At 59.8% G+C, this 20,836-nt stretch carries 20 protein-coding genes, 1 tRNA gene and 1 pseudogene; 10 read left to right on the forward strand and 12 right to left on the reverse strand.

From position 1 onward, the window contains the following. The 5 genes from metG to EQW76_RS02145 form a co-directional block, all read right to left on the reverse strand. Positions 1-1,554 carry a methionine--tRNA ligase gene (metG, locus tag EQW76_RS02125; protein WP_142822729.1) on the reverse strand — a complete coding sequence of 518 codons (1,554 nt, stop codon included), beginning with the start codon at positions 1,552-1,554 and terminating at the stop codon, positions 1-3. 118 nt (positions 1,555-1,672) lie between these two features. Further along, positions 1,673-2,692 (reverse strand): DNA polymerase III subunit delta', encoded by a 1,020-nt coding sequence (locus EQW76_RS02130; protein WP_142822730.1) that lies wholly within the window; start codon positions 2,690-2,692, stop codon positions 1,673-1,675. Beyond that, positions 2,689-3,375, reverse strand: coding sequence for a dTMP kinase (gene tmk / locus EQW76_RS02135; protein ID WP_142822731.1), 687 nt, complete (start codon positions 3,373-3,375; stop codon positions 2,689-2,691). Before tmk ends, EQW76_RS02130 begins: the two co-directional genes overlap by 4 nt. Positions 3,376-3,524: 149 nt before the next feature. Next, entirely contained in the window at positions 3,525-4,706 is a 1,182-nt protein-coding gene (locus tag EQW76_RS02140; RefSeq protein ID WP_142822732.1) for a D-alanyl-D-alanine carboxypeptidase family protein, read from the reverse strand. Positions 4,707-4,774: 68 nt separating this feature from the next. Further along, the gene (locus EQW76_RS02145) at positions 4,775-5,899 is read right to left on the reverse strand and encodes a septal ring lytic transglycosylase RlpA family protein (RefSeq protein WP_142822733.1); all 1,125 of its coding nucleotides are present in this window, start codon (positions 5,897-5,899) and stop codon (positions 4,775-4,777) included. Positions 5,900-6,238: 339 nt separating this feature from the next. Here EQW76_RS02145 and EQW76_RS02150 point away from each other — a divergent pair, with 339 nt between their 5' ends. Together EQW76_RS02150 and EQW76_RS02155 are read left to right on the forward strand one after the other, a co-directional pair. After that, positions 6,239-6,577: a hypothetical protein gene (locus EQW76_RS02150; protein WP_142822734.1), complete on the forward strand. Its 339-nt coding sequence runs from the start codon at positions 6,239-6,241 to the stop codon at positions 6,575-6,577. Between the two features lie 195 nt (positions 6,578-6,772). Continuing rightward, positions 6,773-6,862, forward strand: a tRNA-Ser gene (locus EQW76_RS02155). A 73-nt stretch (positions 6,863-6,935) separates the two neighbouring features. On the opposite strand, the gene EQW76_RS02160 is transcribed toward EQW76_RS02155, so the two are convergent. After that, positions 6,936-7,346, reverse strand: a complete 411-nt coding sequence (locus tag EQW76_RS02160) for a hypothetical protein (protein ID WP_142822735.1) — start codon at positions 7,344-7,346, stop codon at positions 6,936-6,938. 113 nt (positions 7,347-7,459) lie between these two features. After that, on the reverse strand, positions 7,460-8,419 hold the full coding sequence (locus tag EQW76_RS02165; RefSeq protein ID WP_142822736.1) for a LysR family transcriptional regulator: 960 nt from the start codon (positions 8,417-8,419) through the stop codon (positions 7,460-7,462). A gap of 79 nt (positions 8,420-8,498) precedes the next feature. Here EQW76_RS02165 and EQW76_RS02170 point away from each other — a divergent pair, with 79 nt between their 5' ends. From EQW76_RS02170 to EQW76_RS02185, 3 genes and pseudogenes are all read left to right on the forward strand, one after another. Next, positions 8,499-8,744 carry a hypothetical protein gene (locus EQW76_RS02170; protein WP_142822737.1) on the forward strand — a complete coding sequence of 82 codons (246 nt, stop codon included), beginning with the start codon at positions 8,499-8,501 and terminating at the stop codon, positions 8,742-8,744. A gap of 93 nt (positions 8,745-8,837) precedes the next feature. Next, a pseudogene (locus tag EQW76_RS02180) lies at positions 8,838-9,071 on the forward strand (SDR family oxidoreductase); the annotation flags it as partial. A gap of 123 nt (positions 9,072-9,194) precedes the next feature. Then, positions 9,195-9,725, forward strand: coding sequence for an ester cyclase (locus EQW76_RS02185; RefSeq protein WP_202617103.1), 531 nt, complete (start codon positions 9,195-9,197; stop codon positions 9,723-9,725). A gap of 499 nt (positions 9,726-10,224) precedes the next feature. On the opposite strand, the gene EQW76_RS02190 is transcribed toward EQW76_RS02185, so the two are convergent. After that, complete coding sequence (locus tag EQW76_RS02190; protein ID WP_244616914.1) at positions 10,225-10,797, reverse strand: TetR/AcrR family transcriptional regulator; 573 nt, start codon at positions 10,795-10,797, stop codon at positions 10,225-10,227. Positions 10,798-10,934: 137 nt separating this feature from the next. Between EQW76_RS02190 and EQW76_RS02195 the strand changes: the two genes are divergently transcribed. Next, positions 10,935-11,666: an SDR family oxidoreductase gene (locus tag EQW76_RS02195; protein WP_142822740.1), complete on the forward strand. Its 732-nt coding sequence runs from the start codon at positions 10,935-10,937 to the stop codon at positions 11,664-11,666. 343 nt (positions 11,667-12,009) lie between these two features. Here the strand turns inward: EQW76_RS02195 and EQW76_RS02200 are convergent, their stop codons facing one another. The 3 genes from EQW76_RS02200 to EQW76_RS02210 all read right to left on the reverse strand — a co-directional run bounded on the left by EQW76_RS02200 (position 12,010) and on the right by EQW76_RS02210 (position 16,151). Beyond that, complete coding sequence (locus EQW76_RS02200) at positions 12,010-12,450, reverse strand: tetratricopeptide repeat protein (RefSeq protein ID WP_142822741.1); 441 nt, start codon at positions 12,448-12,450, stop codon at positions 12,010-12,012. Between the two features lie 129 nt (positions 12,451-12,579). Next, positions 12,580-14,493: an adenylyl-sulfate kinase gene (gene cysC, locus EQW76_RS02205; RefSeq protein WP_142822742.1), complete on the reverse strand. Its 1,914-nt coding sequence runs from the start codon at positions 14,491-14,493 to the stop codon at positions 12,580-12,582. 515 nt (positions 14,494-15,008) lie between these two features. Further along, on the reverse strand, positions 15,009-16,151 hold the full coding sequence (locus EQW76_RS02210; protein ID WP_142822743.1) for a hypothetical protein: 1,143 nt from the start codon (positions 16,149-16,151) through the stop codon (positions 15,009-15,011). A 615-nt stretch (positions 16,152-16,766) separates the two neighbouring features. Here EQW76_RS02210 and EQW76_RS02215 point away from each other — a divergent pair. The 4 genes from EQW76_RS02215 (at position 16,767) to EQW76_RS02230 (ending at position 20,381) form a co-directional block, all read left to right on the forward strand. Beyond that, positions 16,767-17,369, forward strand: coding sequence for a transglutaminase-like cysteine peptidase (locus EQW76_RS02215; RefSeq protein ID WP_111221947.1), 603 nt, complete (start codon positions 16,767-16,769; stop codon positions 17,367-17,369). A gap of 247 nt (positions 17,370-17,616) precedes the next feature. After that, positions 17,617-18,381: a hypothetical protein gene (locus tag EQW76_RS02220; RefSeq protein WP_142822744.1), complete on the forward strand. Its 765-nt coding sequence runs from the start codon at positions 17,617-17,619 to the stop codon at positions 18,379-18,381. A gap of 126 nt (positions 18,382-18,507) precedes the next feature. Beyond that, positions 18,508-20,007 (forward strand): D-alanyl-D-alanine carboxypeptidase, encoded by a 1,500-nt coding sequence (locus tag EQW76_RS02225; RefSeq protein ID WP_142822745.1) that lies wholly within the window; start codon positions 18,508-18,510, stop codon positions 20,005-20,007. A 107-nt stretch (positions 20,008-20,114) separates the two neighbouring features. Next, the gene (locus EQW76_RS02230) at positions 20,115-20,381 is read left to right on the forward strand and encodes a hypothetical protein (RefSeq protein ID WP_142822746.1); all 267 of its coding nucleotides are present in this window, start codon (positions 20,115-20,117) and stop codon (positions 20,379-20,381) included. A gap of 1 nt (position 20,382) precedes the next feature. Here the strand turns inward: EQW76_RS02230 and EQW76_RS02235 are convergent, their stop codons facing one another. Then, positions 20,383-20,820: a DUF1489 family protein gene (locus EQW76_RS02235; RefSeq protein WP_142822747.1), complete on the reverse strand. Its 438-nt coding sequence runs from the start codon at positions 20,818-20,820 to the stop codon at positions 20,383-20,385. Positions 20,821-20,836 lie beyond the last annotated feature (16 nt).

Consider the following 20,836-nt stretch of genomic DNA (forward strand, 5'->3'; position numbering starts at 1 on the left):
CTAAGCCTCCGGCGCCACGTAGCGCGGGAATACCGGCTTCGGTGCCTCCAGCGGGGTGCCCGGCACGAGACGACCCGCCTCGCCCAGCGCCGCAAAATCACGTTTGTCCGCAGGCGCTGCTACGAGGTCCAGCAGCTTGACTGCCGAATCCGGCACGAACGGCTGCAGCAGGATCGCAATCTGGCGAACCACCTCGGCGGTCACGTAAAGGACTGTTCCCATACGGACAAAATCGGTCTTCTTCAGCGCCCAGGGCTCCTGGCCGGCAAAGTACCGGTCGGTTTCAGACACGACGGCGATGATGGCCGCCAGTGCCCGGTGGATCATCTGCTTGCCCATCTCGTCGCGGGTGATATCGGCCAGGGCATCGACTTGCGCCAGCATCGCCTTGTCCTCATCTCTCAGAGGCCCAAATTCCGGAATTTTTCCGTCGCAATTCTTGACGATCATCGACAGCGAACGGCTGGCGAGGTTACCGATGCCGTTGGCAAGATCGGCGTTGATGCGTGTGCCGATGGCGTCTTCGCTGCAATTGCCGTCTTGCCCGAACGAGATTTCGCGCATCAGGAAATAGCGGATCGGGTCGAGGCCGAAATGGGCAATTAGCTCGAACGGATCGAGCACATTGCCGAGCGACTTCGACATCTTCTCTCCACCCTTGGCAAGCACGAAGCCATGGGCAAAGATCCGCTTCGGCAGCGGCAACCCGGCCGACATCAGGAACGCCGGCCAGTAGACGGCGTGGAAGCGTATGATGTCCTTGCCGATCACATGCACGTCGGCCGGCCAGAATTTTGCGCGCGGGCCGTTAGGGTCTTCCAGATAGCCTGTCGCGGTCAGGTAGTTGGTGAGCGCATCGACCCAGACATACATGACATGTGCGGGATCGTTCGGCACCTTGATGCCCCAGTCGAAGGTGGTGCGCGAGATCGACAGGTCGCGCAGCCCCGATTTGACGAAGGACATCACCTCGTTGCGGCGCTCGGAGGGGCCTATGAAATCGGGATCGCTTTCGTAGAGCGCCAGCAGCTTGTCCTGGTACTGCGACAGGCGGAAGAAATAGCTTTCCTCCTGCACCCATTCGACGACCGTTCCCTGCGGCCCGTAGCGCAAACCGTCGGCGCGCTTCTCGGTTTCGTTTTCCTGGTAATAGGCCTCGTCGCGCACGGAATACCAGCCGGCGTAGGAATCCTTGTAGATGTCGCCATTCTCGGCCATCCGGTTCCAGATGTCGCGCGAAGTCTGGTGGTGACGCTCTTCCGTCGTGCGGATGAAGTCGTCGTTCGATGAATTCAGCAGCTTGCCCATCGCACGGAACTCGTCCGAGTTTCGCAATGCCAGCGCCTCCGGGGCAATCCCCTCGAGCTTTGCTGTCTGCTGCATCTTCTGGCCGTGCTCGTCGGTGCCGGTGAGAAAAAACACCTCGCGCCCGTCCAGCCGCTGGTAGCGGGCCAGCGCATCCGTGGCGATCAGCTCATAGGCATGGCCGATATGCGGCCGGCCGTTGGGATAGGCGATCGCGGTTGTGATGTAGAATGGGGAAGTGTCTTTCATCGGCGGCATCGAGCCCGTCTTGTTATGTTTGAAGAAGCTGCGTCGCTATTATCGCAAGTCGCACCGCAGCGAAACCTTGAAGTTTGGCGCCAGCGTCGATCGACCCGGCAGGAGGCGACTACAGCTGCTGTTTGAGATCGCCCAGCACGGTTAATATGGTCTGCTTGCGATCGAGATTGTAGGCCTGCGACACTATCAGCCGTTCGGTGACGTCAGAATGAAGCCGCGACATCCGCTCGGCGTCCACCACCCGGCCTTCGAGTGCCGCCTGGCGCGCCCGTGCCATGATGTCGTCCTCGATCTGGGAGACGAAGAAATCGAAGATCGTTTCGCTCTCCCGGCCCGACAGCACGTCCGCGAGCTTGTGCATCGCCTTGCGCGCTGCAGGCCCGTCGGAAGCCACCACCTGGCGGTAGGCCGCGACAATGTCCGCGCCACCGTAGTTGATGAGCTTCAGCGCCTCGCTGACGCTCCCCTTGGCATCGCGCAAAAGGTTGGCATCGGCGGCGATGTCGAGATTGGACAAAGCCGCTGCCAGCGCTTCATCACTAAGCGGTGACAGGCGCAATGGCAGGCATCGCGAGCGTATGGTCGGCAGAAGCTTGCCGGGCGCGTGCGACAGCACCAGGAACAGCGCCCGCTTAGGCGGCTCCTCGAGTATTTTCAGGAGGGCGTTTGCAGCGCTGCGGTTCATGTCGTCGGCGGGGTCGATGATAACGATGCGCCAGTTGCCGGTGCCCGACGTCTGCGAGAAGAATTTACCGGCCCTCCTGACCTCGTCGACGGTGATTGCCGATTTCACCTTGCCGGTCTTCTCGTCGACAGGGCGCGCCAGATAGAGAAGGTTGTGAGACGCGCCTGAAGCGATGGCATGGCTGACGACAGAGGCCGCATCGGGATCGGCGATCTCGCCCGGCGCCATCAGCGGATCGGGATGCGACAGCACATGATTGGCAAAGCGGAAGGCCAGCGTCGCCTTGCCGATGCCCTCCGGCCCCTCGATCAGGATGGCATGGTGGCCCTTGCCGGAACGATAGGACTGGGCCAGGAACGCATCTGCCTCCGCATGGCCGAAAAGCCTGGTATTTTCCATCGGAGCAATGGCGCCGTCCAGCACGCCGGGCCGTTCGTCGCTCATTGTGCGGTCTCCGGCCTGGGCCCCGCCTGCCCGTCATGCGATGCAAGCCGCTGGCTGACAATGGCAAGGATGCGGGCCGCGATCTCTTCGGGTGCATGCAGGGCGTCGATGACATGGCAGCGTTGCGGATCGCCGGCAGCAATATCGAGAAACGCTTCCCGGCGCTTTTCATGGGTTTCCATCTCTTCCTTTTCAAAGCGATCCGGCTCGGCCGTGGTCGCGGCTCCGCGCCTGTGTGCACGCTCGAGGCCGACGCTGGCGGGCAGGTCGAGGATCAGGGTGCAGTCCGGCACGACGCCGTCGACGGCGATCCGTTGCAGCGCCTCGATGAAATCCGGCTCCAGATTGCCCGTTACGCCCTGGTAGACGCGCGATGAATCCATGAACCGGTCGCAGAGAACGATTTTCCCTTGCGCCAGAGCCGGGCGGATGACCTCCTCGACATGATCGTTGCGGGCCGCAGCAAACAGGATGGCCTCCATGCGCGTCCCGAAAGGCTCGGCAGCCCCGGAGAGCAGCACGTGGCGCACCGCCTCCGCACCGGGCGGCCCGCCGGGCTCGCGGGTGACCAGCACATCGCGACCGCTCGCCGTCAGGGCTTCGGCGAGCAAACGGATTTGCGTCGATTTACCGGCACCCTCCCCGCCTTCAAAGCTTATGAACAAACCGGTTCCGTTCGACAATTGCTCGCATCCTGCGATCTCGCATTCAATTCGGCAGTCAGATAGGCACTGCCATCGGCCGTTGGCGCCTGTTTAACGCAAGACGATGCCGGGCGAAACCTTCTGGCCGAGAGTTTGCAATGTTGTACGGTGATTTGCCCGAAGCTCTCTCAAGCCGGCGTCGGCGTTTCCCAGAGCCAGGAAAACAAGAGCGTTTCCGATAGCTCGACGAGAGCATCGAGCGCCCGGCGCCCGAGACCGCCCTGCGCGACATCGCCGTCGGTGAACAGCGGAACCTCCCTGACGACGCGGGTGCCAGAAAACACTTTCAAAATCCCCGCCGGCTGTCCGCTTGCAACAGGCGCGGCCAGCGGCCAGCGGTAGATGACGCGGGCCGTCAGCCGATCGGGATTGTTGACAGGCACGTAGACATCCACGCCTGTCTTGGCGACAAGCCCGACCGATGCCCTGGCGCCGCCGTAGACGCTGGCCGTGCCGATCACTTCGCCCTCATCGAAGACACGCTGGCTCCTGAAATTGCTCAGGCCCCATTCGAGCACACGCTTGGCTTCCTCGGTGCGCTCCTTGTCGGAGCCGAGCCCGCCCATGGCCAGAAATAGACGCCGACCGTCACGCGTCACGGAGGAGACGATCGAAAACCCCTCGCCCTCCGCAAAGCCGGTTCCCAGTCCATCGACGCCCATGGTCAGCGGCAGCAACGGATTGCGGTTCCGCTGGAAAATCTTGTTCCAGGTAAAGTCGGGCTGCGCGAAGGATTTGTAGAGGTCCGGATACTTTGACTGCAGGTCGCGCGCCAGCGTTACCAGTTCGCGGGCGGAAACCTTGCTGTCGGCATCGGGAAGTCCTGTCGCATTGCCGAACTGCGCCTTCGGCATGCCGATCTCGCGCGCATGCTGGGTCATCCTGCGGGCAAACTCCGCCTCGCTGACGGACATGCCTTCGGCAAGCACGATGCAGGCGTCATTGGCCTGCTGGATCGCCACGCCCTGAACGAGGTCGCCGATCCGTACGCGAGATTTCAGCGCTGCAAACATAGTAGACGCCCGCGACGGTGCACCGCCCCTGCGCCAGGCATTTTCGGATACGGGATAGGTGGTGTCGAGGCTGACCTCGCCGCGGGTCAGGGCATCGAAAACCACGTCCAGCGTCATCAGCTTGGCCAGCGACGCCGGTGAAAACGGCTTGTCCTCGTTCTTGGCCAGCAGAACGGTTCCGGTAGAGGCCTCTATCATAAAAGCCTGCCCGGCCTTGGTGTCGAAGGCGGGCGGTGGCGCTTGCGCGACCGCATTTGTGGAAAACAGCACGACTGCAGCGAAAAGGCATTTCAGCATCGATAGTCCCCTTCCCGCTTGCCTGCATTCAAATTACGCGCGGCCCGGGGTGAAGGCAATTGCCACCCTCAATCGACCTGCGCGGCAGCCATCTGCCGATGATACGAAGCCAGTATCGATTTCTGCGTCAGGCCATCGTTGCGGACCATAACGGCATCGAACGCCAGCGCCCGAGGCGCCGCCCTGTCAGGCTCCCCATAGGCGACGGCAAGCGACGACGCCGGCGTCAGCGCGGCAAAACCCTGGCGGGAATTCGGCCGCTCGTAGGGAACGGGCCCGATCTGCGGCAGCGACACGAGGATACCCTGGGCCGCCGGCTCCGGTGCGCCCCAGTTCATCTGTGGCTGCTGCTGCTTGAAGGCCGGCGATGTCGGGCTCGATCCGGCATAGGCAGTCGATGCCATGGGAGCAGCCACGGGCACCGGCACGCCCGATGTCGGGTGGCGGGTCGGCTGGCGCAGCGGCGTCTGCACATAGTCCGGCAACTGGTCGGCGGTCATCTTGCCATTCGATGCGACCATCAGGCCGCTGCCGAACTGGCTGCCGGGATTGATGCCAGGCACGCGGCTGCCTTTCGGCACGTAGGAGGCCATCAGATAAGGCATGTCGTGACCCTCGAGCGGCGCACGACCGACATATTGCACCCGCACCGCGCCGGTCCCGCTGTCGCGAAGATCGAGGAGGTCGGCGCTCTTGTTCGAAAGGTCGATGATGCGACCGGGATGATACGGCCCACGATCGTTGACACGCACGATGACCGACGAACCGTTCTCGACATTGGTAACCCGCGCATAGCTAGGCAGCGGAAAAGTCGGATGGGCTGCAGACAGGCTCAGCTGGTCATAGACCTCGCCATTGGCCGTCAATCGGCCGTGAAATGCGGAACCGTACCAGGACGCGATACCGACCTTGTTATACCTGTAGTCTTCCTTCGGATAATACCACGCACCCTTCACCTGATAGGGATTGCCGACCATGAAGCGTCCGCCGCCGCTCGGGATCTTGCCACTGGTGACGACGCGCGGGCTGGCCTTGACGCCATATTCGGCTTCAGAAAAATATTCCTTGCCATGCTTGGTCTTCAGAGGCGGAGCATGCGTCGTGCCGCAGGCGGAAACGGCTGCACACACGGCCGAGAGAGCCGCCCAACGCAGGCCTCTCCTGTATGATACCGAAACATTCTCGAACGTCATGTCTGCCAAACCGATACGCGATACTGAACAAGGTGGAACAGAAGAGGGTGGATGAGACGACGGGTCTCCAACTCCAATTCCGACCTACGCCCCAATCACCTAACGGGACTTTAATCATGTTTGCATGATGTCAAATTAGCCGGTCCCAGTGGCCTAAAAGGAACAATTGTAACGATCATGGTTAACCAGCAGTAAACGGAACCAGGCAACCCCGCGCCAACGCTGACGGCCGGGAAAAGTATCAACCCGTTGCGTGACTGCGCTGTCCCTACGGATCGAATCTCAACCCCCAGGTCAGGTTCGTCCCCTAGCCGTACGGTTTTATCCCGGGGAAGCTACATGCGTCTGTTTTCGATCATCCTGGCCGGCTCACTGGCGGTTTCCACCACTGCGTTCGCCAATTCTCCCTGCAGCGGCAAGAAAGGTGGCATCGACCATTGCGAGGGCAGCACATTCATCTGCAATGACGGGTCGGTGAGTGCCAGCAAGAAGTCATGCTCAGCCACCATGGGAACGGGCACGGGAGCACTCGGCATCGCCGGTGCCCAACAGGAAGAAATGTCGCCGGCAGCTTCGAGCGACTGCTCCTGCCGATCCGCAACCTATTGCACCGGCCCAAAAGGCGGCCACTTCTGCACCACAGATACCGGTGGCAGGAGCTATCTCCGTAAAGACTGACGAACGAGCCTCGACCAGCCAACGATGTTGGCTTAGATCAATGTGGCGAGGATGCTTGCACCGCCGAAAAGGTTGACGCCGCGTTGCAAGAAGCTATAAGCGCAAGTCGAAAACCGAATTAGTTGCAAACTGTGCCGCAACTAATCATCCCGGTCGACGGTATTGAAGAAGAAACCGCTTCAATATCAAATACTTGGAAGAGTGTCCGAGCGGTTTAAGGAACCGGTCTTGAAAACCGGCGTGCGGGAAACCGTACCGTGGGTTCGAATCCCACCTCTTCCGCCATTTCGCCGCAGATTGTGCGACAAACTGCGATTGCTGCGAATGGGATCATCATGTCATCTCGCCGACGCGCAAATCAAAAGTGCTCGTCAAGAAACGCCGCCGCTTCGTCCGAGATACCGACTACCTTGTTCGTCGCCTGACGATAGAGTTTAAAATTTTGCTCGGTTCCCGGCTGGCCATCATTCCATTCATTGAGAGGCTTTAGCTCGCTCCGCCCCAGCGGCCTTTTTACGAGCGCGGTGCATCTAATGGTGAGGCTCACGCGCGGCGTTTGCCGGGCGACGCCGCGCTTCTTTGCAATCGCCTCGGCATAAGTCACGATGCCACGCGCGCAAAGGCCTCGTCCGCCCTCGTTCTCGCTCGCGAATACGAAAACTACGTCACCTTTGACGATCTGTTTGCCGCCGTACATCGTTTTCTGTGCGGTGAACGAGAAACTTTTAGCCCGTGGATCGCCAACCTCAGCCTTGATCGCGAACGCCATGACCCTCCCTCCCGACTGCCCAAAGGGCATCATAGTGCTATAGCGTAGACATAGTGCCATCGTCATCGGGCGTCGCCCGCCACTTTGCCGAGGCAGCCGTGTCTGCGACCGGCTTATCGCAGATCGCCGCCCTTTTCACGCCATGAAACGCCTTCGCCGGCGATCGACTGTTGCCGATCCGAATCAATCGTGGTGTCGATGTAATCCGCAAGCCCGTCGAGCAGGACGCGTGTTTTGAGTGGCAAATACCGAGCGCTTGGATAGAGGGCAACGATCGGCGCTTCGCCACCATCCCAACCTGGCAGTACACGCTCAAGCAGGCCTGTGGTGAGGTCCCCGGCAATATCGACTTCCGATTTCAACATGATGCCAAGGCCGTCCCGCGCCCAGCCGTGCACGACATCGCCGTCATCGGCGCGTAGCCGTGCATGGGCCGCAATATTTGCTGTGGCGCCATCGGGCCCGTGCAGGTACCAGGGTTCGCTGGCGGCGCCATAGCGCAGGAAAGCGTGCGCCTTTGAATCGCCCGGCGTGAGCGGCCGGCCAACGCGATCGAGATAAGCGGGCGCCGCAACCAGGATGCGCCGATTGTCGGCGAGCTTTCGCATCATGGCCGAACTGTCAGCGAGGGCGCCGATGCGGATCGCGACATCAAAGCCGTCGCCTACGATATCGACCACACGGTCGTCGAGTTCCAGCGCGACGGTAAGGCCGGGGTAGCGCTCGGCAAGTCGTCCAAGGGCCGGCGCCACGAAGCGCCGGCCGAAAGCGATCGGCGCACTGACGCGCAAGGTTCCGACCGGCTCGTTGCGACCGCCAGCCAATCGGCCTTCCGCCGCCTCCAGGGTTTCGAGAGCCCGCACAACATCGGCCAGCAGCCGAGCGCCTTCGTCTGTCGCGCTCAGTGACCGGGTGGTACGATGTATCAGCCGAACGCCGACGCGGCTTTCGAGTGTCCCGAGCCGCTTGCTGACCACGGCCAGCGTGACGCCAAGGCGCAATGCTGCAGCCGTCAGGCTGCCCTCCGCCAGGATAGCGCGAAACGTCTTTAGCTCGTTGAGGTCGTCGAGCATCAATTATCAATCCAAAGTCGACAAACAATCGTCTATAAATAACATTATCATCTATGGCACGATAGTCCATATCTGGCTCATGACGAATGTAGCCATTCTCACCACCAATCGAACGCTTCTCGGTAGCGGCCTTGCCGCAATCGCCGCGTTCGCGATCTCCGCTCCCGGCAATGCCCGATCGAAGCCCGCCGTGTGGTTCGCTCGCAAGGATGAGATCGCGACATGGGCAGCCGAGCACCGCGCGATCACTCCCATTTATGACCTCGGCGCTGGCCGTCAGCGGGTTGCCCCGCTCAGCCGCCTGATCCCGAACGAAAGGATTTGACCATGACTCTCTCCCTGAAAGATAAACGCGTCCTCGTCGTCGGCGCCACCGGCGGGATTGGTGCCGCGACGGCCGAAGCTTTTGCCGCGACCGGAACGGGCCCCGGTCCGGGTCAACACAGTGTCGCCCGGCCTGATCGACACGCCGCTCTGGGGCGGCATGGAAAAGGCCGACCGCGCAGCCATGTTCGCCCGCACGGCCGAACGGCTGCCCGTGCGTCGCGTCGGCCAGCCGGAGGACATCGCGCAGGCGATCCTGTTCGTCGCGACCAATCCCTTCGCCACCGGTACCACGGTCACAGTCGATGGTGGCGCCACCATCGCCTGAGACAAGCGGTGCTCGCCCCAACTCGGAAACACGACCGCTTCACCACTGCGCCGACCGCTATCCTCGACGAACGCGTGTGTCGCGGGGACGACAATGCCGCCAACCCCTGAAAGAGAAAATGTCATGCGCAAATTTCCAGTCGCAGCCGCCATCCTCGGAATGCTGCTCTCGGTGCCAGTCGATGCCGCGGAGCTGAAGATCGACGATCTCACCGTTGGAAGGACCGTCTCGAACGAACAAAACCAGGCGACAGTGACGGCAGCGAAAACCTTCTATCAATTCTGGAACACCGGCGACGAAGCCGCCCTCAAGGCAGCGATTGCGTCGACCTTCACCGACCGCACGCTGCCGCCCGGCCGTCCCCAAGGACCGGAAGGCCCGGCGTTCGCCTCGAAAAAATTCCGCTCAGCGGTCCCCGATCTCCGCGTCGAGGTGAAGAAAATGATCGTCACAGATGAGTTTGTTACGGTTCATATGGAGTTCAGAGGTCATTTCACCGGCACCTTCGGCACAGTGAAGGGCCAAGGACAGGCGATCGACTTCATCGCGACCGATCTGCTCAAGGTGACCGATGGGCGGATTACGGACAACTGGCACATTGAGGACAATCTGACACTGCTCTCGCAAATGGGCGTCGCGACCGTAACGCAGTAATGGTTGCGCGAACCTGAAAGCCCCTACCGTGTGGGAGCGCTTTCGAATGGTGCATCAAGTTGCGCGAGCAGCGGTCCATTCCTGACGGCGATGATATCATCATCGGCCAGATGCGGCATTAGAGGGCTATAGCGTAGACGTAGTGCTCTTCATCATCGCGCGGGGCCCGCCATTTCGCCGACTTTACGCCATGGTGCGACATTCTTCGCGATAGATCCTCGACCACCGCCGATAGAGCCACAGAGGCGATATGTGAGGATGTCATACATGGCTTATGAGAACCCTCGGATCGGCAGCAAGCGCCCCCAGACGGACGCTTAAATGAGCATTTCGAGCCGCCGAAAGCGGCCATTTGTTCAGCGCGATCTTTCCCGTTTCTCTGTCTCCCCGCGAAGATTTGGGGGGAAGCCGAAGTTGCGCTCGGTCGCGTGTATGAGGAACGCGGCGGCTTTCTCGCTCCCGGTCCGCAGTCGGGAAAGTTGCCTTGGCGGTGACGGCGTTAAGGCGGCGATCGAGCCGCTTCCAAATAGGCGTTGCACATCATCATGAGCTGACCTTGGACGGCGCGTTCCTCGTCTGGAGGCAAGTTGCGCTCGAACACGTTGCGGACCGTGCCGAAAACGGTGGCTAGCAGCGTCAGGTTGACGGTCGACAGCTCGGCAAAGGTCGCATCGGAAGCGGTTCCTAACATCGCAGCGGTCGCGGCATCGACACGGGTGGCGAAGGCTGCGATCAGCGCCTCGTTGTCAATCTCCACAACGGAGCGATAGAGCGCGCGTGTCACCTCCGGCCGCTCCGTCTTGGCGTGCCAGTAGGTCGTCACCAGCGCCTCGACCATCCGCTTGATGGCAGCGCCGTGCTGCACCAGGCACGCAGCCTCTATTTTGGCCGCCAGTGCGTCGAGATAGCGTTCGTTGAGCGCATAGAACAGCGCCTGCTTGTGCGGGAAATACTGGTACAGCGTGCCCACCGACACGCCCGCCCGCTGCGCGACGCGCGTGGTCGTCAATCGGTGCGGTCCATCGCTCACCAAAACCCGAATGGTCGCCTCGAACATGACGTCCAGCGTCACCGTCGCTCGTGCCTGACGCGGCATTTTCCGGGGGTTTAGGTGGGACGGCCGCGCCGAAGCCATAAGCGAATCCTCAAACCAATCGATTTTTTATACATTGGAGTGCCACCAAAACGAACACCACAAGGACTGAACACATGGCCGACACTTCCCGCATCGCGCTCGTCACCGGCGCGAACAAAGGCATCGGACTGGAAATTGCTCGCCAACTTGCTCAAGCGGGTGTCACCGTTATCATCGGCGCTCGCGATCCCGATCGCGCCAGCTCGGCCGTGAGCGGGCTATTGGAAGCTGGCCTGTCGGTTCGATCCGTTACCCTCGACCTCAACGATCATGCGGGCATCGCTGCGGCGGCCGAAACTATTCGCGCCGAATATGGTCGGCTCGATATCCTCGTGAACAACGCCGGCATCGTCGATGCCGAGGACGGGCCGCCGACCAGCGGCTCAGCGGAGGCCGCGCGGCGAACCATGGACACCAACTTCGTCGGCACGTTGGCTGTGACGCAGGCGATGCTGCCGCTACTGCGCCTGTCGTCGGCCGCCCGTATTGTGAACCTATCCAGCTCGCTAGGTTCGCTCGCGCTCAACGGCGATCCAGCCTCGCCCTACTATTCAGCCCGGCTGATCGGCTACAATGCCTCCAAGGCGGCGCTGAACATGCTGACTGTGCAGCTTGCCGAGGAACTGCGCGACACGCCCCATGTCATCAACTCGGTTAGCCCCGGCTTTGTGAAGACCGACCTGACCGGGGGCAACGGCTTCATGACGCCCCAGGAGGGCGCGAAGCTGCCGGTCAAATACGCGCTGCTAGGTGGAGATGCGGTCTCCGGCCGCTTCGTTGAAGCAAGCGGCGAGACGCCTTGGTAAGCTTTCGCGTAGGACGCCCTGCCCGCATGACGGACGAGAGAGACGAGAGCGGACGGCCGGCAATTCACCAGCCCGGCCCTTCAGGACATGGATAAAATGGCCAAACTGCTAATGAACCGTGGCAATTGGCCTCGGAAGTCTCGCCGTGCGGCGGCAGGGGGATACAGCTTAGACATCATCACAATCGGGCGCGGCCGCCACTTCGCCGATGTTCAATCAGAGGCATTGTCGAGATGGTTTGCCCCACACCCTCACAGCCAGTCGAGCTATCCCGAGCGCTGTCCTCTGGCCAGTTTGGTCATCAATTTGCGCTTCGAAGACGCCAATGCGGCACGGCAAGCAGTCAAGATACCAGCTTCCGCATGCGCAGGTAGTTCAGATACTTCGCATCGGATTCCTCGAAGATCTCCTCGCCCTCGGCCATGTAGGCGCGCAAGAGCGGGTCGGTGCTCTCCTCCTGATGCCCAAGATCGTAAAGGCATGTGCCTATGCCTAACTGAACAAAGCCGTTGGCATGGCCATCGCTGCTCGCTGCCGCCCGCTGGAAGGAGGAGAGCGCGGACTCCATATCGCCTTGCTGCCTTTGGGCGTCGCCTATAGAAGCATAGAGCCAAAGCGCCGCATCCCATTTGTGGTGCGGCTCCGGTAGCAAACGGATGGCCGACTGCCAGCACCGGATCGCACCTGTCTCGTTGCCGGCATCAAGCAGGTCATTGCCCTGCTCGGACAACTCCGTTACGCGCTCATGAATGTCGTCCGCCAGTTCTTCCTGTTCAACACTCATTCTGCAAAGCCTTGTCTATCGATTTATCGGATATCTCTGTGGCGGGCGACGAAAGATACCCTGCTCTATACGTACCCGACCGTCGCGTCCGCGGCCATCGTCTTCAATCCTGTTGAATGAAATTGCGCGTTAGACCAGAAACCCAAGCCCACGAAGCCTTTTCTCCAGCGCGGCCATCGTTTCCTCCGGCGACCTTCCGACGGTCTCCAAGCGGACCTCGGGTTTTTCCGGGGCTTCGTAGGGGGAATCGATGCCCGTGAAGTTCTTGAGCATCCCATTTAGCGCCTTGGCATAGAGACCTTTTGGATCGCGGCGGGCACACTCTTCGAATGGCGTATCGACGAAAACCTCGACAAATTCGCCTGGCTGCAACATCTCCCGCGCCATCTGTCGCTCTGCACGAAATGGAGAAATAAACGACACCAGGACGATGAGGCCAGCATCGGCCATCAGCCGCGCGACCTCGGCAACACGCCGGATATTCTCGACCCGGTCCTCGTCCGTAAATCCCAGATCGCGGTTGAGCCCATGACGCACGTTGTCGCCATCCAGGAGATAGGTATGGTAGCCGGCAAAATGCAGCTTTTTTTCGAGCAAATTGGCAATTTCCGACTTGCCCGCACCGGACAGGCCAGTGAACCACAGGACGACCGGCTGTTGATACTTTGCCGCCGCGCGCTGCGTCTTGTCGATATCGAGAGACTGCCACTGGATATTCCCAGCGCGCCGCAACGGATTGAGGATCGTTCCTGCAGCCACGGTGGCATTCGTCATCCGGTCGACGAGGACGAAGGCACCGGTGATGCGATTGACCGCGAAAGTGTCGAACGCGATGCGCGACTGTACCGAAATATTGGCCACGCCTAGCGCGTTGCGCTCAAGCGTCTTTGTCGCCTCATGGGCAAAGCTGTCTACGTTGATGCGGCATTGCAGATCCGTCACCGTGGCGTTGACCTGCTCAACCTCCGTCCGCAGGATATAAGATCGACCGGGTAACAACGGCTGCTCATCGAACCAGACGAGATTGGCGGCGAACTGGTCAGAGACATGCGGATGCGCGGAGGGCGACACAAGCATATTGCCGCGCGATACCTCTACCTCGTCCTCGAGCACGATCGTGATCGCCTGGCCTTCGATGGCGCGCGTAAGATCTCCCTCGTCAGTGAGGATGCGCTTCACCCGTGTCAATTTGCCGGATTTGGCGATGGCGACGACGTCGCCCTGCTTTACCGATCCGGAAGCCACTGTGCCGGCAAAGCCGCGCAAATCGAAATCGGAACGGCTGACATACTGCACCGGGAAACGAAATGGCGCGTCGGCAGTTGCCTCCCCGATCGATACGGTCTCGAGCTGCTCCAGCAAGGTCGGACCCACATACCAGGGTGTCCGGTTCGATCGCCGCACGACGTTGTCGCCGTGGCGCGCCGAAACAGGGATCGCCTCGATTGTCTCGAAACCGAGTTCAGCAACAAACCTGCGATACTCTTCCTCGATACGTCGGAATACGTTGCCATCAAATGCGACAAGATCGCATTTGTTTACCGCCAGAATGACGTGGTTGATGCCGAGCAGCGAGGCGATGACCGAATGGCGGCGCGTCTGGGACAGTATCCCCTGGCTTGCATCGACAACGACGACCGCCAGATCGGAAGTCGAGGCGCCCGCCGCCATGTTGCGCGTGAATTGAGCGCGACCCGGTGCATCGGAGGCGATAAATTTTCGCTTCGATGTTGAAAAGAACCGATGACCGGGATCATTGTCAGACACCAGGGATCCCTTGGCTTCATGCGCATTGGCGAGCGGCGAAAAATCGGTGTCTTCATTGTTGGAAGATGTGTACAAACGGCTTTGACTTTCGGACGCAGGTTCGTGTGCAATCACGCTGTCATCGTCCAGAAGCCGGCCAATTAGTGTGGACTTGCCGCCATCGATCGATCCACACGTCAGAAACCGCAGTTGCGGCTTCTGCGTCCGCGCGGTAGCGATCGCGCTTTTTTCGTCAGCGGCAGGCTTGCCTCGGGACCTGTTCAAATGGGGGCGCATGCCTGTCAAAATAACCCGCTTATGACTTTGTGTTCATCCGCAAATGCGCGTCCGAATCAAGTTAGAGAAGGGGCTTCCCTTCAGTTATCGCAGGCGGCAGCTGATAGTTTGCCGCGCTTGAACACCTACATTCTAAGGAGCAGGCTCTGCTCAGGTACCGACAACGTGAAGTTGACATCTGCTTCGCTAAGGATTCGTAGGTCACCGTTTCAGATAATGTCATTAGTCTTTGGAATTTCAAGTTGGCAGCCAATTAAAAAACCAAAAGACAGTTCTTTAAATACCAATCCGGATCCACCTGCGAAATACACTTAGGATTGCAATAAGCGTGAGAAAATCGGCAGAATAACAGGCAGCGGCCTGACACTTCTGAATTGCGGCAATAAATATGTTAGCGCCGCATTCAGGCGTTGAAGTTTTCAACGCCTGAAAAAGATGAGGATAAGGGTGACAGCCGCTCGTGACGTCAACCTGATGTCAACAAAGCCCTATCAATCAACCCCGCGCCAAACTTTTTACCGGCGGCTGATACCCTTGGCCGCTGACAACGCTGCGCGTACGGGACCCGTGGCGCGCCATGTCCGGCTTTCGGTGACAGCTCTGAAATCGGCTTCGGCCTTTTCAGCGCGAGCTTGTTCGGTGGAAACCGAAATTTGCAGTTTGGCGGCTTTGCTTTCGGCGCGCTCTGCCTGCACGCGCAATCCGGATGCTTCATTCGAGAGCCGAGCGGATTCTTGCACCAACGCGGCCACTTCGCTCTTGAGGCGGGACACTTCGCTCTGCAGACCTTCGGATCCCCCCTTCAACCCGGCTGCTTCGCTTGCAGAACGACCCGCCTCATCAGAAACCCGCGAAAGCTCCGCACGAACTCGAGCCAGTTCGCGCCGCAGCGCAAGCATGTCCACTTCGTCATGCCGCAGCGACGCCGGCCCACGGTGCAGCGTCGGTGAAGTCTCCCGTTTGGTCCCCTCCTCACCGCCGACACGCACCTTAGCAGGATCGGCTATTCGCTCGTGGGCCGAATATGCGAGCTCTGGCGTCACCTCCGGCGGGAGGACAGGCTGGAGCGCTCTGAAGAGGTATTGCTTGTCCTCGATTATTTTCGGGAAAGCTAGAAAATGGATCGGTATCTCGGCTCTTGCGGCGCGCCAGATCAAGTCGTGGAACGACACAGCCAGCAGGCGTGCCTGATCGAGGGGATTGACCGAATAGACTACACCGCCAGGTGTCGTTCCCCAAACTTCCCAACTTTGGTCCAGCTCTGCCATCCAGGGAGCCGACTCGTGCATCGCCCGCATTTCTAGGACTGTGCGGCTGGTCGCAGCTTCCACGAGATCGCGAACAGGAATCAAAATTGCGTCCACGGCGATATGCGGGTTAGCCAGGATTTGTTCAAAATACTGACCGATCCACGGAGACTTCACCACATAGGGCAGGTTCTCTCCGGTTCCGCTGACGATTTCTTCCAAGCCGGCATTTGCCGTGTCGTCCCACATTACCTGGCCATCTCTGCTGCGCGAGAGAGTGGTATCGAGCCCGAGTTCTGTTAGATAGCGCACCAGAAAACTGGTGCCTGCACGCCCGGTGCCAGCAATCAGAAGATGACGCTTTGGCGATTGGTATGAGCCCGCCGCTGGATCGGCTTTAGTTTCGTTCAATCTATTACATCCTTTATTGCGCTGATGTAGCGCTGAAAACAAACGGCAGCCGTATTACGCGGATGGCTGCATGAGACAGGGCACTCACCCGTTCATAAGTTTGACGTGGCACCAATGTTTTGCCAATTCACGATTTGCGCGAGATATTACGAACGCCTGACAAATTCAATCGTTGGGGAATTGTCAGTTCTCAGCTCCGCGTTAAGCGGAGAAAAAAACGCATTTCCGAAAAATAATTTTTGCACAGCTGCTGGGCTGAAGGCGGAGATAGGTGGATGTTGTGGTGACAAAACGTGCTGGGATGTTCTGAAACGGGACAAGGTGTGCTGGATCGGCACAATTTCTTTCACAGTCCGCTCAGGCAGTCGCATTTTGGTACAATGGCGTAAAACCTATAGATATCAGTGGGATGCCGGCGTTGGGGGCTGCTTTCGGCCGTCACTTCGTCTTTTCCCATATATTTCGATTTTCGTTCAAATTTGCGTCGATTTTTATTCGAGTTTTATTACTGTTTGTCTTTTGTTTTATTCTATTAAGTCCTTAATTTGACTACGTAATTTTGCGTGGGGTAAAAACGTCTGTGGCAATGTCGTCTCCATAACGGGGACGAAAAAAATGATAACATCCTTGCTGCGCAGAGCCGCCACGGCCGCCGTCATGACACTCAGCCTGATTGGCTTTGCTGAGGCGACACCGGCGACCATGGGGATTACCGGAAATGCTGCTCCGCCGATCGGCCACTACGAATTCTGCCGCGACAATCCGAGCGAGTGCGCTTATGCTGGCGGCGACGCCGGTCCTGCAATTCTCAGCGAAGACCGCTGGAAGACGATCCTCAAGATCAACTACACCGTCAATACGACGATCAAGCCGATGACCGACATGGAACTCTACGGCGTCGAGGAAAAATGGGCGATCCCCACTTGGGCCGGCGATTGCGAGGACTACGCGCTGCTGAAGCGCAAGGAGCTCATCGCTGCCGGGTTCTCGCCGTCGGACACGCTGATGACAGTGGTTCTGCAGCCAAACGGCGAAGGCCATGCCGTGCTGACAGTGCGCACCGACCATGGCGATTTCATTCTCGACAACATGCGCAACAAGGTCATGCTCTGGTCGGATACGGAATACACATATCTGAAGCGCGTTTCGGTCGAAAATCCTTCACGCTGGGTCAAGATCCAGGATGGCCGCGCAGTTGCCGTCGGCAGCGTGAAATAAGCTTTTGCATAACCGGTCGCCAGCGCGTCGCTGTCGTCCGTCTAGCCCGGTCCGTCCCCGTACTCGTCATTGACCGGCGCTTCGAGCCGTTCCCGCTGTCCCGGGAACGGCTCTTTTTTGTTTCCAGCCAATGCAGCCGGCGATTAACCCGACGTTAACCATGATGGCGCCAACTGGGTCGTATCGAGACTCATTCGTATTGTTGCCGGGGCACAAAGCTGCCGGCGGATAAACGAAGGCAAGATCCATGGCCGCCGCCTCCCCGTCGAATACTACCGTGGATAACCACCTACCGCTCGTGAGTGGCGGCGTGGCGTGGCGATTGTTTTTCCTGCTGGCTTTGCTGGTCGTCCTGACGATAGCCATTGCCGTCGGTGGACACTGGATCGGCAGACGGATTTCACTCGCCGGCCACACCACCAGCACACAGACTTTTGCGATCACCATCGGCGAAGACAGCCTGAGGCTGGCGGCAAATACCATCCGCTTCCCGAGCGAACGCATCGATGGCGTCACCGAGCGTGTCGATCTCTATCTGACGTTTCCCGAGATGCAGGGATACAGCGACGCCAACAGTCAGAATTTCAACGATATTTCCCGCTCGTCCTCGCTGGTCTTCCTGCAGCTGACGCAAGGGACGATGTCACGCGACATGTCCGGACGACTGGAGCCGATCTACGCGCATTTGATCGAGGGCGCCCCATTTTCGGGACCGAACGGACTGACGGCCCATCGGCTTCGGTCCGACGCCGGATATGCCGGCGAGACCCTGCTGACAGCACCGCGGCTCGGCAAGCCGGACTATGTCGTCCGTTGTCTGCTGCCGTCTTCGCCTGACAAAGCCACCAGCGCAGATTGCCAGAGAGACGTCAAAATCGGTAACGATCTCAGTCTTCTCTACCGCTTTTCCAGCCGCCTTTTGGGCGACTGGGATCATATTGATGCCGCACTTCAGCAGTTTGTGGAAATGCGCCTGACCCAATCCGCAACACCAACGGCTGCCCTTCCCTGAGACGTCGCAAAAGCAGCCAAATCCCGCAACGAACTGTTCATCATAAACCGATTGGTAACGCTACGCCCCTATTATTGCCCGCAACGGGCGCTCTGGGGAGGTTGCGGCCGGATCGTTGGAATTAAAATGCAAGTGAAGAGTGAAATAGTGCCCAGGTCAATTTTCAGAGCATCGTCGTCCCGTACCCGTCGGTCTGTCACCAAGATTTGCCTCGGTTTCGCCATGATGGTCTCCGTCATTGCCGTCGCATCGCCGTCAAACGCTGCAAAATATGCTGGGATCGTCGTCGATGCGAAGACGGGCAACGTGCTCTATAGCGAGGATGCTGATTCTCTGCGCTATCCGGCGTCTCTGACCAAGATGATGACCCTCTATCTCACCTTCGAAGCGCTTGAATCGGGCCGTATCAAGCTTGACACCCAGATACCTTTCTCTGCGCTTGCCTCAGCCCAGGCACCCACCAAACTCGGCGTTCGTCCCGGCGGCACGATCACCGTCGAACAGGGAATCCTCTCGCTCGTGACGCTGTCGGCCAACGACGCTGCAATGGCGCTTGGCGAATATATCGGCGGCTCCGAGGAGAAATTCGCCGCGCTGATGAACAACAAGGCGCGCGCGCTCGGCATGACGCGCACGACCTACCGCAATCCGAATGGCCTGCCCAACACCGCGCAGATGACCACGGCGCGTGACCAGGCCCGGCTCGGCATCGCCCTTCGCGAGCATTTTCCCCAGTATTACGGCTACTTCTCGACACGCTCCTTCACGTTTGGCAGGCGCGTGATCGCCAATCACAATCGCCTGGTCGGTTCGGTTCGGGGCGTTGACGGCATCAAGACGGGTTACACACGGGCTGCCGGGTTTAATCTGGTGACGTCTGCAGAGCTCGAAGGTCGCTCTATCGTCGGCGTCGTGCTCGGTGGCGCCTCTACCCCTGCCCGCGACAACCAGATGCGCAAGCTCGTTGCTACGTATCTGCCAAAGGCATCGCTGCATGCAGACGCCGGCAAGGCTGTGGCGCAGGTCGCCCAGGTGGCCCCGGAGCGTCCGGCCTTCCAGGCACAGGCGCCTTTGAAACCGAATGTCGCCGCTGCCGCAGCCCGTATGGCCGCTATGGGCGATGTTCGCCCGCCGGCAAGTGTGCCCACGCCGTCCGGCCGTGACCCGTCGTCCAGCGTCGCGGCATTCGCCGCAGTCACGCCGACATCGTCCAATCCGCTCGTTGCGACCAAGCCACACAACAAGAATGTACCGCCAAACGACGTCGCCTCGATCGTGCCGGCCTACGCCCAGTCGTCCAGCGACAGCGATGACGTCGACAGCGTCGTGACTGCATCCACCCGCCCGGCCAAGGCCAATCCACTGGATGACAAGGGACCCCGCGGGTGGGTAATCCAGGTCGGCGTTTCTCCCAGCAAGGAGATGGCAAGCGATCTCCTCGACAGCGCCAAGAGCAAGGGCGGCAAGTCGCTGCGCTCTGCAAAGGCCTACACGGTGGCTTTCGGGAGTGGCAACTCTCTCGTCTACCGCGCCCGCTTCGGCGGCTTCGAAGACCAGCGTGAAGCCACCAACGCCTGCAGCGTCCTCAAGCGCTCCGGTATCAAATGCTGGGCGAGCCTGCAGTAGGCCGTCTTGCGATGTACTGGCCGATGCCGCGTTCCAGCATCGGTTCTTCGAATAGACGCGTAATGTTCGTTCGACCCTGAATTTGTAATGTGTACGGGGAATTTAAAATGGCAGTGAACGAGAACAGTCCGGATATCTCGGTCGGGGGGGGCAAGGGCAGGCCGAAAGCCTACGCGCTGCACCCTCTCCACGAGGCGGCAATGCGGATCGCCGAAATCGGGCGCGGCCGCTCCCGGTCTAAAACCAAAGACCTGATCGGTGTACTGTTGTGCCATGGCGCGCGCGCCTGGCGCTATTCGCAGCCCGAAGCACGCATCCATCTGCATGTCTCGACCATCAACAGACAGGCGCCAGTGCTGATGCGGCTTCGCTAATTCAGAGAAGACCGAGTTCGATGAGTTCGCGGCGAAGCTCCGCGGGCATCTCGGCAACGTCAGCACCGAGGCTGTGCAGGTCGCGCGGAACGTCTTCCTCGGTTAGGTAGCGCCAGCCCTGGAAAGGCCGGCGCGGTTGGCTGGTGGTCTCGATGACTTCCGGACCGAGGATAAGCCTGCAGCGCGAAATACCCTCCCCGTCGGTAAAGCTGACGACATCCAGGAGCTTCTGGCGGGCCTGGACCTGGCCCTTGATCACCCAGTATAGCGAACCACCGTCCACTAGCTCCGCAATGCGTTTCGGCACCATCCGGGTCGTGTGCACGCTGTGCGGTTCGAGACCGGCGGCAAGCGCGGTCAGCGAGCTCTCGGCAACCCATTCGCGCAAGTCATCGATAGAATCGGCGCCGACGCAGAGTTTGATCATATGCAAAGCCATGCGGCCGTTTCAAATC

Origin of the sequence: Rhizobium sp. rho-13.1 (assembly GCF_007000305.1) — a bacterium.
GTDB lineage: Bacteria > Pseudomonadota > Alphaproteobacteria > Rhizobiales > Rhizobiaceae > Rhizobium > Rhizobium rhododendri.